We start from the raw sequence: 15,354 nt of genomic DNA on the forward strand, positions 1-15,354 counted from the left end.
GTCACTCACCGTCCTTCTGCTGCTTGGCGTCCTTGATGGCCGATCCCTTGCCGTTCGTGTTCGGCGCGTCCGCGAACGTGCCACCCTCGTCCGGGTTGTGCAGCAGCTCGAGCTCGGCGATCTCCGGGTGGTGCAGGTCGAACGCGGGGCTCTCGCTGCGGACCCGGGGCAGGGAGTGGAAGTTGTGCCGCGGCGGGGGCGAGCTCGTGGCCCACTCCAGCGAGCGACCCCAGCCCCACGGGTCGTCGAGCTTGACCAGCGGGCTCTTGCGCGACTTCCACACGTTCCACAGGAACGGCAGCGTGGACGCGCCGAGCAGGAAGGCACCGATCGAGGAGATCTCGTTCAGCGTGGTGAAGCCGTCGTTCGGGCCGTAGTCGGCGTAGCGGCGCGGCATGCCCTCGACACCCAGCCAGTGCTGGACGAGGAAGGTCATGTGGAAGCCGATGAACAGCAGCCAGAAGTGGATCTTGCCGAGCTTCTCGTCGAGCATCCGCCCGGTCAGCTTCGGCCACCAGTAGTAGAAGCCGGCGAACATCGCGAACACCACGGTGCCGAAGACCACGTAGTGGAAGTGCGCCACCACGAAGTAGGAGTCCGACAGTGGGAAGTCCAGCGTCGGCGACGCGAGGATGACGCCGGTCAGACCGCCGAAGAGGAAGGTCACGAGGAAGCCGAGCGAGAACACCATCGGGGTGTCGAAGGAGATGCTCCCGCCCCAGATCGTGCCGATCCAGTTGAAGAACTTCACGCCCGTCGGGACCGCGATGAGGAACGTCATGAAGCTGAAGAACGCGAGGTCGACCGCACCCGTGACGAACATGTGGTGCGCCCACACCGCGACCGACAGCGCGGCGATCAGCAGCGTCGCGGCCACGAGGCCGACGTAGCCGAAGATCGGCTTGCGGCTGAAGACCGGGAGGATCTCGGAGATGATGCCGAAGAACGGCAGCGCGATGATGTAGACCTCGGGGTGCCCGAAGAACCAGAACAGGTGCTGCCACAGGATCGGCCCGCCGTTCGCGGCGTCGAACACGTGGGCCCCGAGCATGCGGTCCGCGGCCAGCGTGAGGAGCGCGGCGGCGAAGATCGGGAACGCGATGAGCACCAGCAGGCTGGTGACCAGCGTGTTCCACACGAAGATCGGCATGCGGAACATGGTCATGCCGGGCACGCGCATGCAGAAGATCGTGGTGATGAAGTTGACCGCGCCGAGGATCGTGCCGAGGCCCGACATCCACAGGCCCATGACCCAGAGGTCACCGCCGATACCGGGCGAGTTCACGCCGTCCGACAGCGGCGCGTACGCGAACCAGCCGAAGCTCGCCGCGCCACCGGGCACGAACAGCCCGGAGACCACGATCGTGGAGCCGAACAGGTACAGCCAGTAGCTGAACATGTTCAGACGCGGGAACGCGACGTCGGGCGCACCGATCTGCAGCGGCATGATCGCGTTGCCGAAGCCGAAGAACAGCGGCGTCGCGAACATCAGCAGCATGATCGTGCCGTGCATGGTGAAGGCCTGGTTGTAGGCCTCGTCCGACAGCAGGTTCGAGCCCGGCTGCATGAGGTTCGCGCGGATCGCCAGCGCGAGCACGCCGCCGATCAGGAAGAAGACGAACGACGTGACGAGGTACATGTTGCCGATCACCTTGTGATCGGTGGTCGTCATGATCGTGACGACCTTCTGGCCGAGCGTCGTCTCGCGACGGACGGTCGTGGTCTCCCGACCGTCGTCGAATGCGGCAGTGGTGGCCATCAGTTACCCGCTCCGTCCTGGACGTCCTGGTCGTCCTCCGTGTCGGCGCCGCGCAGACCGGCGACGGCGTCGGCCTCCTTCTGGCCCGCGGGGGCACCGATCTGACCGATCCTGACGAGGTCCTGGAGGTGGGCCTCGTACTCCTCGGGCGAGACCACGTTGACCTTGAAGATCATCCGCGAGTGGTACAGCCCGCACAGCTCGGCGCAGCGGCCCGTGAAGGTGCCCTCGCGCGTCGGCGTCATGTCGAACGTGTTCTCGCGGCCGGGGACGACGTCCATCTTGAAGTAGAACTCGGGGATCCAGAAGGAGTGGATCACGTCGGGGCTGCGCAGGTTGAAGCGCACCGACTCGCCCTTCGGGAGCCACAGCTCGGCCGGCTGGTCGGGCGTGCCGAAGTCGTACACGTCCTCGCCCTGCGTGGCGTCCTCGTCGAGGTAGTTGAAGGCCCACTGCCACTTGGAGCCGACGACCTCGATCGTGTGGTCGGGGTTGTCGACCTTCTCGAGCACCTCGTTCTGGCTCGTGACGGTGTGGAAGAAGAACACCGCGACGACGACGACCGGGGCGATCGTGTAGAGCGCCTCGAGCGGCAGGTTGTAGCGCACCTGCGTGGGCACCTCGTCGTCGCTGCGACGGCGGTAGCGCACGGAGGCGTACACGATGAGCCCGAAGACGAGCACGAACACGACCAGCACGGCGATCCAGGCACCGAGCCACAGGTCCCAGACGGGCTGCGACCGGTCACTGGCGGCGACAGGAAGCGCGAGGCGCTTGATGTCGTGGTCCGCCACGGGCGAGCATCCACTCAGGAGAACTGCGACGACGACAGCAGCCGCCAGCTTCATCCGACCCACGAGGCGCCTTTCTTGTCCACACCACTCATGCGATGACCTGTTCACAGTACCCTCACTCGTCGCTCGTCGAGCAGGTAAGGGCACCCTTGCCCCGACGCGTGTCGGGGTCGTTCACGCAAGGTCGAGCGCGGCGGACACCTCGGCCCGCGCCTCGTCGCCGTAGGCCGAGCCCAGGCGGTCCAGGAACGCCTCCCGCGTCAGCGCGTACTCCTGCGTGCCCGTGGTCTCCACGACGCTCGCCGCGATCGTGCAGCCGATCTGCGCCGCCCGCTCCAGGTCCAGGCCGGCAGCGACACCCGCGAGGAACCCGCCGCGGAACGAGTCGCCGACACCCGTCGGGTCGACCGCGTCGACATCGGGGATCGCCGCGACCTCGATCGGTGCGCCGTCGGACGGGTAGACGGTCACGCCGTCCTTGCCGCGGGTGACGACCCGCGTGCCGACGTGCGCCTGCACCTCCGCCTCGCTCCACCCGGTCTTCGTCTGGATCAGCGCCGACTCGTAGTCGTTGCTGAACAGGTAGGCCGCACCGTCGACGAGATCGCGGATCAGGTCGCCGTCGGCCCACGCCAGCTGCTGCGACGGGTCGGCCGCGAACGGCACGCCCGCCTCGCGGCAGGCCGCCGTGTGCCGGTTCATCGCCTCGGGGTCGTCAGGACCGATGAGGACGAGGTCGAAGTCGCCGAGCTCCAGCACGTCGATCGTGCGGGCGTCGGCCATGGCACCGGCGTAGAACGTGACGATCTGCGCATGCGCGTCGTCGGTCGTGATCGTGCACAGCGCCGTGTGCTTGTCCGGCGAGACGTGGACGCGCGAGCAGTCGACGCCCGCGTCCTCCAGCCACTGCTGGTAGCCCTGGTCGGCGAAGTCACGACCCACCGACGCCACCAGCGTCGGCCGCAGACCCAGCGCCGCCAGGCCGAACGCGATGTTCGCGGCGCACCCGCCGCGGCGGACGTCCAGGTCCTCCACCAGGAACGACACGGACAGCTTGTCGAGCTGGTCCGGGACCAGGGAGTCCGAGAACTTCCCCGAGAAGACCTGCAGATGGTCGGTGGCCACAGAGCCGGCGATCGCGAGATGCACCCGACGAGACTAGACGACGGCCCCCTGCGTCCGCAGGGGGCCGTCGTGTGAGGAAGTCGCGCGTGACGTCGCGCAGCGCCGCTCGTGCCCACTTCCCGCTGGTCGAGTAGTCGAGGTCGCGAGGCACGAGCTGGCCTCGACGTATCGAGATCACTCGCGCCACCGCTGGTCGAGTAGTCGAGGCGCGCTGGGGGCACCTCCCGCTTGCGGGGGCGGCACGAGCTGGTCTCGACGTATCGAGACCACTCTGGTGGGTCAGGGTCGGCTGCCCACCTCGTGGCGGGGTCTGGACCGCTCAGAGGTCTCGATACAGTCCGACGCCTTCGGCGTGCACCACTCGACCTCTCGCCACCGTCGCTCGCAGGGCTCGCGAGGTGGCTCGATCGCACTGCTCCCGAGGTGGCTCGATCAGTGGAAGCTGTCGCCGCAGGCGCAGGAGCCCGTCGCCATCGGGTTGTCGATGGTGAAGCCCTGCTTCTCGATCGTGTCGACAAAGTCGATCGACGCGCCGTGCAGGTACGGCAGGCTCATCCGGTCGACGACCACGTTCACGCCGTCGAAGTCGCGGACCTCGTCGCCGTCGAGCGTCCGCTCGTCGAAGAACAGCTGGTAGCGCAGGCCCGAGCAGCCGCCCGGCTGCACCGCGATGCGCAGGGCGAGGTCGTCGCGACCCTCCTGGGCGAGCAGGCTCCGCACCTTCTCCGCGGCGTTCGCGGACAGGTTCACACCGTCGGCCGGGGCGGCGGTCTCGGTGGTCTCGGGGGTGGTGCTGCTGTCGACGCTCATGTCATCTCCGTCGGTCTCGGGTGCTCTCCTGGTGGACAACCAGGAGGAAGCCGGTTCCATTCCATCGTACGCGCCGATCCTCAGGAGATCCCTCGCCGGGCGCGGACTCGCGGGCGCCGATCAGCGCGACCAGGTGCGCGCCACACGCTCCGCGACGTCGGCGAGCGAGCCCGACGGGTCGGCGAACGAGCGCTCCTCCCCCACCAGGTCGAGCATGGCGTAGGCGGACTCGACCCCCATGGCCCGCATCTCGCGCGACCCGACGCTCACCCGTCCGGCGATCGCCACGCAGGGCCGCGCGTGCCGCGCCGCCACCTGCGCGACCCCGTGCACGACCTTGCCGCTGCGCGACGTGTGGTCGTACGAGCCCTCGCCGGAGACCACCAGGTCGGCGTCCGCGCAGGCGGCGTCCAGCCCGACCGCGTCCGCCACGACCGCGACGCCGGCCCGACGGTCCGCACCGAGGAGCAGCAGTCCCAGGCCGAGGCCGCCTGCAGCCCCGGCACCTGGCGCGTCCGCCACCCGTCGTTCGGCAGGGGTGGGACCGCACACGGCGTCGACCCAGGCGTCCAGCAGTCCGTCGACCTCCAGCAGATCGGAGTCGTCCAGGCCCTTCTGCGGACCGAACGTCTTGGTGGCGCCGAACAGGCCCAGCAGGGGCACGTCCACGTCGCTCGCGGCGACGAGGTCGACTCCCTCGACGGCCCGCCGGGCCGCGGCGAGGTCGACGGACGTGATGCCGCGCAGACCGTCCGGACCGGCGTCGAGCGGCCGGTCGGCGGTCGCCCCGAGGGCGCCCAAAAGGCCCGCTCCCCCGTCGTTCGTCGCGCTGCCACCCAGCCCCACGACGACCGACGACACCCCGAGGTCGACGGCGGCGCGCACCGCCTCGCCCACGCCCCAGGTGGAGGCGGTGCGGGCGGAGGGGGGACCGAGCTGCAGCCCGCAGGCCTGCGCCGACTCGAGGTAGGCGACGTCGTCGACGACGAGCAGCGTCACGGGGACCTCGGCCCCCGTCGACCCGCGCACGGGAACCACGTGCAGCCGTCCGCCGAGCGCGTCGTGCAGCGCGTCGACGAAGCCGGGGCCACCGTCGGCCATGGGCAGCCGCACGACCTCGTCGTCCGGCGACGTCCGTGCCCAGCCGCGGGCGATGGCCCGGGCCGCCTCGGGCGCGCTCAGCGTGCCGGCGAACTTGTCCGGCGCCACGAGCACGCGCACGGGCTCAGGCCAGCCGCTGCTCGGTGGCCGCGAGCAGCACGCACGTGGCCAGGCCCTCCATCGCGGTGCGCAGCTCCTCGATCGGCGGGAACGACGGCGCGATGCGGATGTTGCGGTCGCGCGGGTCCTTGCCGTACGGGAACGACGCGCCCGCCGGGGTGAGCGCGATGCCCGCCTCCTTCGCGAGCTGCACGACCCGGGTGGCGCAGCCGTCGGGGACGTCGAGGCTGACGAAGTAGCCGCCCCGCGGCTCGGTCCACGTGGCCACGTCCAGGCCGCCGAGGCGCGCCGAGAGCACCTCCTGCACGACCGCGAACTTCGGCGCGAGGATCTCGCGGTGCTGGTCCATGAGCGCGTGCACGCCGTCGACGTCGCCGAGCAGCCGGACGTGGCGCAGCTGGTTGAGCTTGTCGGGGCCGATGGTCCGCTTGCCGACGAGCCCGGTGTACCAGGCGATGTTGTCGGGAGAGGAGGCGAAGAAGCTCACGCCGGCGCCCGCGAAGGTGATCTTCGAGGTCGACGCGAGCACGAAGGGACGGTCGGGGTGGCCGGACGCCGCGCACAGCCCCACGATGTCGGCGGTCTTCGTGCGCTCCTCGGTGAGGTGGTGCACCGCGTAGGCGTTGTCCCAGAAGATGCGGAAGTCCGGGGCAGCGGTCTCGAGGGCGGCCAGCTCGGCGGCGACGGCCTCGCTGACGACGGCGCCGGTGGGGTTGGCGTAGGTCGGGACGATCCAGATGCCCTTGACGGCGGGGTCGGTGACCGCCTCGCGCACGGCGACCATGTCGGGGCCGTCGTCGAGCATGTCGATCGTGCGCATGGTGATGCCGTACTGCTCGCAGATCGCGAAGTGCCGGTCGTAGCCGGGCGACGGGCAGAGGAACACGATCTCCTCCTCCTGCGCCCACGGCCGCTGGGACCCGACCGTGCCCTTGAGCATCGCGAAGACGACGAGGTCGTGCATGATCGCGAGGCTGGCGTTGTCGCCCGTCACGAGCTGGTCCACCGGGACGTGCAGGAGCTCGGCGAAGATCTCGCGCAGCTGCACGTTGCCGACGCCGCCGCCGTAGTTGCGGGTGTCGGTGCCGGCCGCGTCCTTGTAGTCCTGGCCGGGGAGGTCGAGGAGCGCGTTGGAGAGGTCGAGCTGCGCCGCCGACGGCTTGCCGCGCGTGATGTCGAGCGCGAGACCAGCCTGCTTCAGCTGCTCGTAGGCGGTCTGCTGCTCGGCGTGGAGGGCGCGGATCTCGTCGGGAGAGAGGGTGTCGAGGCTCACGGGCCCAACCTACCGAAGGCGGTGGGACCCGACGTGGTCAGACGGACAGTCCGGGCGCGTCCCACAGCGCAAGCCAGCGCTCCAGCGCCTTCTCCACGGGCACGTCGCCCTCGACGAGGGCCCGCACCTGCAGCTCGACCGCGTTGTCGCGACGTCGACCGGCCTGCGGCGCGAACGGGTAGAAGGTGCCCTGCTTGAACAGGTAGACCAGCCCGAGCGGACCGCCCGACGGCGTCGTGAACAGGACCGTGGAGCACAGGAGCTGCGGTCCGAAGCCGGCGTCGGCCATCGAGGAGTTGGCGGCGTGCAGGTCGCTCACCAGACCCTGCAGGTCGCCCGGCGCCCGCGTGACCTGCAGCCAGCGGAACCCCTGGCCGTCGTCGGAGACGGTGACCGTGGCGGTGGTGTCGGTGCCGATGACCTGCTGCACCTCGGCCATGACGCGGTCGTCGCTGACCCCGTCGACGTCGCGGAAGCACACCGCGCCCGCACCGGTGGCCGCGAACCCCGCGGCCTCGAGCGTCAGCGCCGCCTGGGGCACGCCGAACAGGACGTCGAGGTCGGCCTCCGGCGGCTTGGACCGACCGAGGATGCCGTCGAGCCAGCCCATCAGATCGGGCCCATCAGATCGGGTCCGACAGCTCGGCGCCGACCTTGGCCAGCTGCGCGAGACGCTGCTCCAGGGGCGGGTGGGTGGCCATGACGGCGTTCACCGACGCGCGGTTGATGGCGGGCGCGAAGAAGAAGGCGCTGAGCGCCTGGGCGCCGCGCAGGTCCTCGTTGGGGATGCGGCTCATGTCGCCGGAGATCTTGACCAGCGCCGACGCCAGCTTCGAGGGCCGGCCCGTCAGGTAGGCGCCGCTGCGGTCGGCGCTCAGCTCGCGGTAGCGCGACAGCGCGCGGGTGAGCAGGAAGCTGACGAAGTAGACGACCATGCTCACGAGGAAGACGACGATGAACGGCACGCCGTTGCCGTTGCGGTTGTCGCGGTTGTTCCCTCCGCCGCCGAGGTAGAGGCCCCAGCGGGTGATGAACCCGGCCAGCAGGCCGAGCGACGAGGCCACGGTCATGACGGAGACGTCGCGGTTGGCCACGTGGGACAGCTCGTGCGCGAGCACGCCCTCGAGCTCGTCGGCGTCGAGGCGCTGCATGATGCCCGTGGTCACGCAGACGGCGGAGTGGCGTGGCGTGCGGCCGGTCGCGAACGCGTTGGGCAGGTCGGTGACGGCCACCGCGACGGTCGGCTTCGGCATGTCGGCCATGACGCACAGCCGGTCGATCATGGCGTGCAGCTCGGGCGCCTGCTCGGGGCTCACGACCCGCGCACCCATCGACTTCAGCGCGAGCGTGTCGGAGAAGTACCACTGCCCCCACGCCAGCGCGACGGTGATGACCAGGCCGACCACCGCGCTGCCGGAGAAGGAGATGAGGACGGCACCGAACGCGACGTAGAGCGCGCCCAGCCCGAGGCTCACCCCGCCCATGCGGAGCGTGAGCCCCCGGTCAGCCCTGAACCTGCTGCGGGCCACGGCCCTCTCCCTCCACCTCGGTGCTCTGCGGGACGTCGAGGCCCAGCTCGCGGTCGAAGCGCCGCGCCGCGAGGTCGTCGGTGCTCTCCCCCGGTCGCGCGACGATGCCGTCGGCAACCAGCTCGTCGACCGCGTCGGCGCGGGCCTCCAGCTCGCGGGTGTGCCGCTCGGCGGCCTCCATCTGCTGGTTGACGCTGCTCAGCGACGACGCGATGCCGGTGTCGGCGCTGGTGAGCTGCGAGCGGGCCTCGGCCGCCGACGCGCGGGCCGTCAGCGTGTCCTTGCGGAGCCGGAAGTCCTCGATGCTGTCCTCCAGCCGGGTGGCGGCGTCGGTGATGGTCGCCTCCTCCTGCTGCAGCGCGGCGTGCCGCTCCCGCAGGTCGGCGAGGGACTCCTCGAGCCCGACCTTGCGGCCCAGCGCGGTGCGGGCGGCGGTGTCGTCGCCGCGCTCGACGGCCTCCCGCGCCTGCGCGTCGAACGTCGCGGCCTGCTGCTCCAGCTGGCGCAGCCGCACCTCGACGCGCTTGCGGCTGGTCGTGACGTCGGCGACGCCGCGTCGCACCTTCTGCAGGTGCGCGAGCTGTGCGCGGTAGGTGTCGTCGAGGGAGCTGCGCAGCCCCTCGCCGTCGAGCTCACGGTGCGAGCGCGACCGCCAGATGTCGCGAATCCTGCGTCCGATCCCCATGACGTCAGCGTACGGGGCTGCGGCACGTGGGCCTCCGGACCGCGTGGGCGCGCTGTGTAGGGTGACGCCGTGACGCAGGAGAACGCCGCCCCCGACGACCGCACCCAGGCCGCCAAGAAGGGCCGTGCGACGCCGAGCCGCAAGGAGGCCGAGGCGGCGCGCAAGAAGGCGATGAAGACGCCGATGACGCGCAAGGAGCAGATGCAGCGCGAGCGTCAGGCGCGCGCCGACCTGCGCCGTCGTCAGCAGGAGGCCCTGCGGGCCGGCAAGGGCGACGCCCTCCCGCCGCGCGACCGAGGACCGGTGCGCGCGTTCGCGCGCGACTACGTCGACCGGCGTCGCAACGTCGCGGAGTACCTGCTGCCCATCCTGCTCGCGGTGCTCGTCCTCAGCTTCGTGCAGGCGCCTCTCGCGCAGCTCGTGGTCGTGTACGCCTGGGGCGTGATGATCCTGCTGACCATCCTCGACGAGATCCTGCTCGTCAGCGGGCTGCGCAAGCAGCTGAAGCTGCGCTTCCCGGGCGAGTCGACGCGCGGCGCGACCGGCTACGCCGTGCTGCGCAGCACGCAGCTGCGCCGCTTCCGCCTGCCGAAGCCGGCGATCGCCCGCGGCCAGGAGCCGCGCGAGCGCGTCTGACCCGGCGCTCGTCGAGCGGGGGAGCCGGCCGGGGCTACTCCCCGTGCAGCGACATCGGTCCGTAGACCTCGGTGTCGCCGTCCAGCAGCCGCGCCTGGTCGACCCCCTGGTCGAGCAGCTCGGCGAAGGTCTCGCCGATCCACGTCTCGGCGTCGCCGCGGCTGTCGAACGCGTCGGAACGACCCTTCTCCTGCCCGTCGGCGGTCTCCAGCAGCCAGGTCCAGCTCATCGACGTCCTCCTGATCGGTCGTGCGTGGTCGGTCGTGCCATCCTCGCCCCGACGAGGTCGGGGCTCAGGTCGAGGGGGCGACGAACGGGGGCTTGGTCACCGTGAACGGCTCGGCGCGACGCCGCACCTCGACGAGCACGTCGTCGCCGTCCCCGACGCTGCGGTCGAGCAGGGCCAGGCCGATCCCCTGGCGCAGCGTGGGCGAGAAGGTCCCGGACGTCACCTCGCCGACGACGTCGCCGGGGGCGCCGTCGGGTCCGACCGCCCGCACCACCATGCCGGGTCGCGGGATGCCGCGGCCGGCGGACACGATGCCGCGCACCAGGGGGACGCTCTTCTCCTCGCGCTGACGCACGAGGGCGTCCTTGCCGGTGAACGCCGGCTTGTCCCAGCCGACGGCCCAGCCGGCCCGCGCCATGACGGGCGAGATCTCGGCGGACAGCTCGTGGCCGTGCAGCGGGTAGCCCATCTCGGTACGCAGCGTGTCGCGCGCACCGAGACCGCACGGACGCAGGCCGTGCGGCTCGCCGGCCGTCAGCAGCGCCTCCCAGACGGCGGGGGCGTCGTCGGCGCGGACGACCAGCTCGTACCCCTTCTCCCCCGTGTAGCCGGTGCGGCACACGATCGCCTCGGCACCGCCGACGGGCGCCTCGACGAACGACATGTAGGCGTGGTCGGTGGGCACCCCCACCCCGGCCAGCACCGCGTCGGCCGCGGGGCCCTGCACGGCGAGGACGGCCAGCTCACGGTGGCGGTCGACGACCTCGACGCCCGCCGGCGCTGCGGCTCGCAGCCGCTCCACGACCGCGGCCGTGTTGGCGGCGTTGGGCACGAGGAAGACGTCGAAGTCGCTGCGCACGTAGGCGATGAGGTCGTCGACGGTGCCGCCGTCCTCGTCGCAGCAGAGGGTGTACTGCGCCTGGCCGGGGCGGATGCGGCGCAGGTCGTTCGTGAGGTGCGCGTTCACGTGGTCGACGGCGCCCGCGCCGCGGACGCTGGCCTTGCCCAGGTGGCTCACGTCGAACAGGCCCGCCGCCTCACGCACGGCCGCGTGCTCGGCGAGGACGCCGCCACCGGACTCCGACGGGTACTCCAGGGGCATCGACCACCCCCCGAACTCGGCCATCTTGGCGCCGAGGGCCACGTGGTGGTCGTGCAGCGGCGAACGGAGCAGGTCCATGTCGGCCAACGTAGCGGGCTGCGTGATTACATGGGCGACATGGCCCCTTCGACGCCCGTCCGCTCGTCCGCCTCCTCCCTGCCTGACGTCTCCGTCAGCACCGCCAAGCCCTCGACGGTCAAGACCGACGTCCTCGTGCTGGGTGTGCGGACCGACGACGACGCGGCCGACCTCGCCCCGACGCTGGCACTGCTCGGCTTCACCGGGGAGAAGGGCCAGGTCGTCGTGGCGCCCGGCGGCGAGGCCACCAAGGCGAACGCCGTCGTCGCGGTCGGCCTCAGCGAGGAGCCCGACGCCGAGGAGCTGCGCCGCGCCGCCGCCTCGGGCGTGCGCGCCGCCGTCAAGCTCAAGGCCTCCACCGCCGCGCTGGCGCTGCAGCCGGCCGGCGCGGACGACGTCGTCGCCGTCGCGGAGGGCGCACTGCTCGGCGCCTACCGGTACGAGGCGTACAAGACGAAGGCCTCCGACGACGACGCGCGGCTGGGCGCGGTCACGGTCCTGTCCGCCTTCGGGCGCCAGAGCACGGTCGTCGACGCCGTCGAGCACGCCGCCGTCGTCGCCCGCGCCACCGCCCTCGCCCGCGACTGGGTCAACACCCCGCCCGGGGACCTGCGACCGCCGGCCTTCGCCGACCAGATCGCCGAGGTCGCCGGACGCCAGCCGGTCAAGGTCTCGGTCTGGGACGAGAAGCGGCTCGAGAAGGAGGGTTGTGGCGGCATCCTCGGCGTCGGCGCCGGCTCGGAGGCCCCGCCGCGCCTCGTCCGCCTCTCCTACGAGCCGCGCAAGGCCGTGACCCACCTCGCCCTCGTCGGCAAGGGCATCACGTTCGACTCCGGCGGCCTGTCGATCAAGAGCGGCTCCGGCATGCAGACCATGAAGATCGACATGGCGGGCGCCGCGGCGGTGGTCGCCGCCACGCTCGCGATCGCCGAGCTCGGCCTGCCGGTCAAGGTGACCGCCTTCGCCTGCCTCGCCGAGAACATGCCCAGCGGCTCGGCCACGCGCCCGGGCGACGTCCTGACCATGCGGTCGGGCTCCACGGTCGAGGTGCACAACACCGACGCCGAGGGTCGCCTCGTCCTCGCCGACGGCCTCTCCCTCGCGGTCGAGGCCGGTGCCGACCGCATCGTCGACGTCGCCACGCTCACGGGCGCCTGCGTCGTCGCGCTCGGCGAGCGCACCACCGGCGTGCTGGGCAACGATGACGCCCTCAGCGACGCGATCCTCGACGCCGCACGGACGACGGGCGAGTCGATGTGGCCGCTGCCGATCGTCGAGGAGATGAAGTCGGCGGTCACGTCGTCGAAGATCGCCGACATCCGCCAGCACAACCCCAAGCCGTACGGCGGGACCCTGTTCGCCGCGGCGTTCCTGCGCGAGTTCGTCGGGGAGACGCCCTGGGCGCACCTCGACATCGCCGGCCCGTCGTTCAACGACGGCGGGGAGCACGGCTACACGCCGTCCGGCGGCACCGGCGTCTCGGTCCGCACCCTCGTGCGCCTCGCGTCGGACCTCGCGTCCGGTGACTGAGCCGGCCGGCGGGCTGCAGGAGCGCACGCGGGCTCTCCTCTCGGCCCGGGTGGCCGAGGAGCAGCGCACGCGGCGCGTCCCGTCGGTCGCGGCTGCCGTCGTCCGCGACGGCCAGGTCGTGTGGAGCGACGCGGCCGGTCACCTCGACGGCACCGACGCCTCCGCGCCGGCGACGCCGCGCACCGCGTACCGGATCGGGTCGATCACCAAGACGTTCGTCGCGACCCAGGTGCTGCAGCTGCGTGACGAGGGACGCCTCGACCTCAACGACCGCATCGGCGAGCACCTGGCCGAGCTCGAGCTCCCCGTCACCGTCGCCCAGCTGCTCAGCCACACGTCCGGGCTGCAGGCCGAGACGAACGGCCCGTGGTGGGAGCGCACGCCCGGTGACCCGTGGGACGCCCTCGTGGCGTCACGACCACGCCTGCTGTTCACGCCCGGCACCCGCTTCCACTACTCGAACACCGGCTTCGGCGTGCTCGGCGAGCTGGTCGCGCGGCTGCGCGGCACCTCGTGGCACGAGGCCGTGCACGCCGACCTGCTGCGCCCGCTCGGGATGACGGCCACGCGGCACCGACCCGACGACGCCGCCGCACCCGGCCTCGCCGTGCACCCCTTCGCGGACCTCGCCCACGTCGAGCCCGAGCACGACGCGGTGGCGCTCGCCCCCGCCGGCCAGCTCTGGTCGAGCGCCGAGGACCTCGCCCGCTGGGCGGCGTTCGCGGCCGGGCACACCGGCGGCCTGCTCGCTCCCGAGACGCTGCGCGAGATGCACCGGCCCGTCGCCGTCGTCGACCGCCCCGGTCAGCCCTGGACCGGGGCGCACGCCCTCGGCTGGCAGGTGTGGAACGAGCAGGGCCGACGGTTCGTGGGCCACGGGGGCTCGATGCCCGGGTTCCTGGCGTCGCTGCACGTGGACGTCGACTCCGGCGACGGCGTGGTGGTGCTCGCCAACGTCACGTCCGGTCTCGGCACGCTCGACACCGACCTGCTCGAGCTCGTGCGCAGCCACGAGCCGCGGACCCCGACACCGTGGGTCCGCCGACCCGGGCAGCGCGACCACCTCGACCTCGTGGGCGACTGGTTCTGGGGCACCAGCCGCTCCACGGCACGGCTCGACGGGGACCACCTCGTGCTCGGCACGCCCGGCGTCGGCCGCGGGGCCCGGTTCCGTCCCGACGGTGACGGCTGGGTCGGCCTCGGCGGCTACTACGAGAACGAGCGGCTCACGGTCCGCCGCGACGCCGACGGGCGGCCGGTCCAGCTCGACCTCGCCACCTTCGCGTTCACGCGCACGCCCTACGACCCGTCGCCCGACGTCGAGGTGCCCGGCGGTCTCGACGAGGCCGGATGGTCGTGACCGACGACCTCTGGGCCGACTACGTCGCAGCCCGTCCCGAGGCGGCCGATGTCGAGCCCGCGGTGGAGCCGTTCGGCGACTCCCCCGCGATGGCCGACGAGCTCCTGGCCCTGGTGCTGGCCGGCGGCAAACGGGCGACGGCCGGGCCGGTGTGCCCCGACGACCACCCCGTCAGGGTCGGCGACCACTGGGTCGTGCTCGACGGCTCCGGGCGGTCGCGGGTCGTGCTGCGGACCGTCGACGTGCGCGTCGGACGCCTCGACTCCGTCGACGACGCGTTCGCCCGTGACGAGGGCGAGGGCGACCTCACCCGCGACTGGTGGCTGCAGGCGCACCGCGACTTCGCGCGTCGCGTCCTGGGGCTCGCGGACGACGTCGACGTCGACGCCATGGAGACCAGGTTCGAGCGCTTCGCCGTGGTCTGGCCCCCGGAGCACGCCGACCCCCACCCCTGAACATTCCCACGATTCGGTACGTCATCGCCCACTTCCGGCTCCGGAACGGGCGATGACGTACCGAATCGTGGGGACTGCTGCGTCCTGGGGATTGGGGTCAGGAGAGGTTGAGGGTCTGGGCGGCCTGCTCGACCTCGTCCCACTCCGTGCGGTCGCCACCGCGACGGTCGGGGTGCGAACGGGCCCGCGCCTGCTTCCACCAGCGGCGGAGCACCTCGTCGTCGGGGCGGACGGTGACGTCACCGCCGGCGACGTCGGCCGAGACCTGGAGGGTCGCGATCGCGTCGCGCTCGCTCGGCGACAGCGGTCGCGGACCGGCCGCAGGACGCGTCGGTCCGCCGCCAGGGGTGGAGCGACGCGGGTCGCGGCTGGTGGCCGACGCGGTGTGCCCGGTCGAGCGACCCTGCTGGCGCACCGCGTAGTCGCGCATCCGCTGCGGGTAGCCCACGCGGTTCGCGTCGTAGACCGGGATCCCGAGCTTGCGTGCCAGCTCGGCGGCCGCCTTGTAGGACTCCACCCGACGGCGGATCGACTCGCCGTCGGACGCGACCAGCACGACCGTCGGCTCGTTGAAGGAGGTGCGGGGCTCCACGTACGCCTCGACGCCGTGCCGGATGGTCGCCCAGTCGCGCAGCGCCGCCATGTCGTCACGCACGGTGCGCCGGTCGGAGCTGCCGCGTCGGCGGCCGAACAGTGCCATGGCGACATTCTGCCCGACCACTGGTGGCGCCGGGCCCGGTCCGAACCGAGAGCTCCCCCGGAGGATCC

The 15,354-nt window shown here is 72.0% G+C and carries 16 protein-coding genes; 4 read left to right on the forward strand and 12 right to left on the reverse strand.

The features are described 5' to 3' along the window. Nucleotide 1: 1 nt before the first annotated feature. The 9 genes from ctaD to AC3WRM_RS03555 form a co-directional block, all read right to left on the reverse strand. A complete protein-coding gene (ctaD, locus tag AC3WRM_RS03515) occupies nucleotides 2-1,759 on the reverse strand; it encodes an aa3-type cytochrome oxidase subunit I (protein WP_492247113.1) in 1,758 nt (585 codons plus the stop codon). Continuing rightward, nucleotides 1,759-2,607, reverse strand: a complete 849-nt coding sequence (gene ctaC, locus AC3WRM_RS03520; RefSeq protein WP_492247320.1) for an aa3-type cytochrome oxidase subunit II — start codon at nucleotides 2,605-2,607, stop codon at nucleotides 1,759-1,761. Before ctaC ends, ctaD begins: the two co-directional genes overlap by 1 nt. A gap of 120 nt (nucleotides 2,608-2,727) precedes the next feature. Next, nucleotides 2,728-3,702, reverse strand: a complete 975-nt coding sequence (locus AC3WRM_RS03525; protein WP_492247112.1) for a carbohydrate kinase family protein — start codon at nucleotides 3,700-3,702, stop codon at nucleotides 2,728-2,730. Between the two features lie 408 nt (nucleotides 3,703-4,110). Then, nucleotides 4,111-4,488, reverse strand: a complete 378-nt coding sequence (locus AC3WRM_RS03530) for a HesB/IscA family protein (protein ID WP_067858379.1) — start codon at nucleotides 4,486-4,488, stop codon at nucleotides 4,111-4,113. 120 nt (nucleotides 4,489-4,608) lie between these two features. Continuing rightward, entirely contained in the window at nucleotides 4,609-5,709 is a 1,101-nt protein-coding gene (locus tag AC3WRM_RS03535) for a glycerate kinase family protein (RefSeq protein WP_492247111.1), read from the reverse strand. A gap of 4 nt (nucleotides 5,710-5,713) precedes the next feature. Continuing rightward, nucleotides 5,714-6,982 (reverse strand): aspartate aminotransferase type Ic, encoded by a 1,269-nt coding sequence (locus AC3WRM_RS03540; protein ID WP_492247110.1) that lies wholly within the window; start codon nucleotides 6,980-6,982, stop codon nucleotides 5,714-5,716. Nucleotides 6,983-7,019: 37 nt separating this feature from the next. Further along, nucleotides 7,020-7,592 carry a PspA-associated protein PspAB gene (gene pspAB / locus AC3WRM_RS03545; protein ID WP_492247109.1) on the reverse strand — a complete coding sequence of 191 codons (573 nt, stop codon included), beginning with the start codon at nucleotides 7,590-7,592 and terminating at the stop codon, nucleotides 7,020-7,022. Between the two features lie 13 nt (nucleotides 7,593-7,605). Then, nucleotides 7,606-8,511, reverse strand: a complete 906-nt coding sequence (htpX, locus tag AC3WRM_RS03550; protein WP_492247108.1) for a zinc metalloprotease HtpX — start codon at nucleotides 8,509-8,511, stop codon at nucleotides 7,606-7,608. After that, a complete protein-coding gene (locus AC3WRM_RS03555) occupies nucleotides 8,486-9,196 on the reverse strand; it encodes a PspA/IM30 family protein (protein ID WP_492247107.1) in 711 nt (236 codons plus the stop codon). Before AC3WRM_RS03555 ends, htpX begins: the two co-directional genes overlap by 26 nt. Nucleotides 9,197-9,265: 69 nt before the next feature. Here AC3WRM_RS03555 and AC3WRM_RS03560 point away from each other — a divergent pair, with 69 nt between their 5' ends. After that, complete coding sequence (locus tag AC3WRM_RS03560) at nucleotides 9,266-9,832, forward strand: DUF3043 domain-containing protein (RefSeq protein WP_492247106.1); 567 nt, start codon at nucleotides 9,266-9,268, stop codon at nucleotides 9,830-9,832. A gap of 34 nt (nucleotides 9,833-9,866) precedes the next feature. Here AC3WRM_RS03560 and AC3WRM_RS03565 read toward each other — a convergent pair whose 3' ends face one another. Beyond that, nucleotides 9,867-10,061, reverse strand: coding sequence for a hypothetical protein (locus AC3WRM_RS03565; protein WP_067858399.1), 195 nt, complete (start codon nucleotides 10,059-10,061; stop codon nucleotides 9,867-9,869). 64 nt (nucleotides 10,062-10,125) lie between these two features. Next, entirely contained in the window at nucleotides 10,126-11,241 is a 1,116-nt protein-coding gene (gene gcvT, locus AC3WRM_RS03570; RefSeq protein WP_492247105.1) for a glycine cleavage system aminomethyltransferase GcvT, read from the reverse strand. A 39-nt stretch (nucleotides 11,242-11,280) separates the two neighbouring features. Between gcvT and AC3WRM_RS03575 the strand changes: the two genes are divergently transcribed. The 3 genes from AC3WRM_RS03575 to AC3WRM_RS03585 are packed head-to-tail and all read left to right on the forward strand — an operon-like array spanning nucleotide 11,281 to nucleotide 14,586. Continuing rightward, entirely contained in the window at nucleotides 11,281-12,771 is a 1,491-nt protein-coding gene (locus tag AC3WRM_RS03575) for a leucyl aminopeptidase (RefSeq protein WP_492247104.1), read from the forward strand. Then, entirely contained in the window at nucleotides 12,764-14,131 is a 1,368-nt protein-coding gene (locus AC3WRM_RS03580; protein WP_492247103.1) for a serine hydrolase domain-containing protein, read from the forward strand. The genes AC3WRM_RS03575 and AC3WRM_RS03580 overlap by 8 nt, the downstream gene beginning before the upstream one ends. Continuing rightward, nucleotides 14,122-14,586, forward strand: a complete 465-nt coding sequence (locus tag AC3WRM_RS03585) for an ASCH domain-containing protein (RefSeq protein ID WP_492247102.1) — start codon at nucleotides 14,122-14,124, stop codon at nucleotides 14,584-14,586. Before AC3WRM_RS03580 ends, AC3WRM_RS03585 begins: the two co-directional genes overlap by 10 nt. Before the next feature lie 97 nt (nucleotides 14,587-14,683). On the opposite strand, the gene AC3WRM_RS03590 is transcribed toward AC3WRM_RS03585, so the two are convergent. Then, the gene (locus AC3WRM_RS03590) at nucleotides 14,684-15,286 is read right to left on the reverse strand and encodes a hypothetical protein (RefSeq protein ID WP_492247101.1); all 603 of its coding nucleotides are present in this window, start codon (nucleotides 15,284-15,286) and stop codon (nucleotides 14,684-14,686) included. Nucleotides 15,287-15,354 lie beyond the last annotated feature (68 nt).

The sequence above is a fragment of the Aeromicrobium sp. EU05-FHT14F07 genome, from assembly GCF_058790455.1.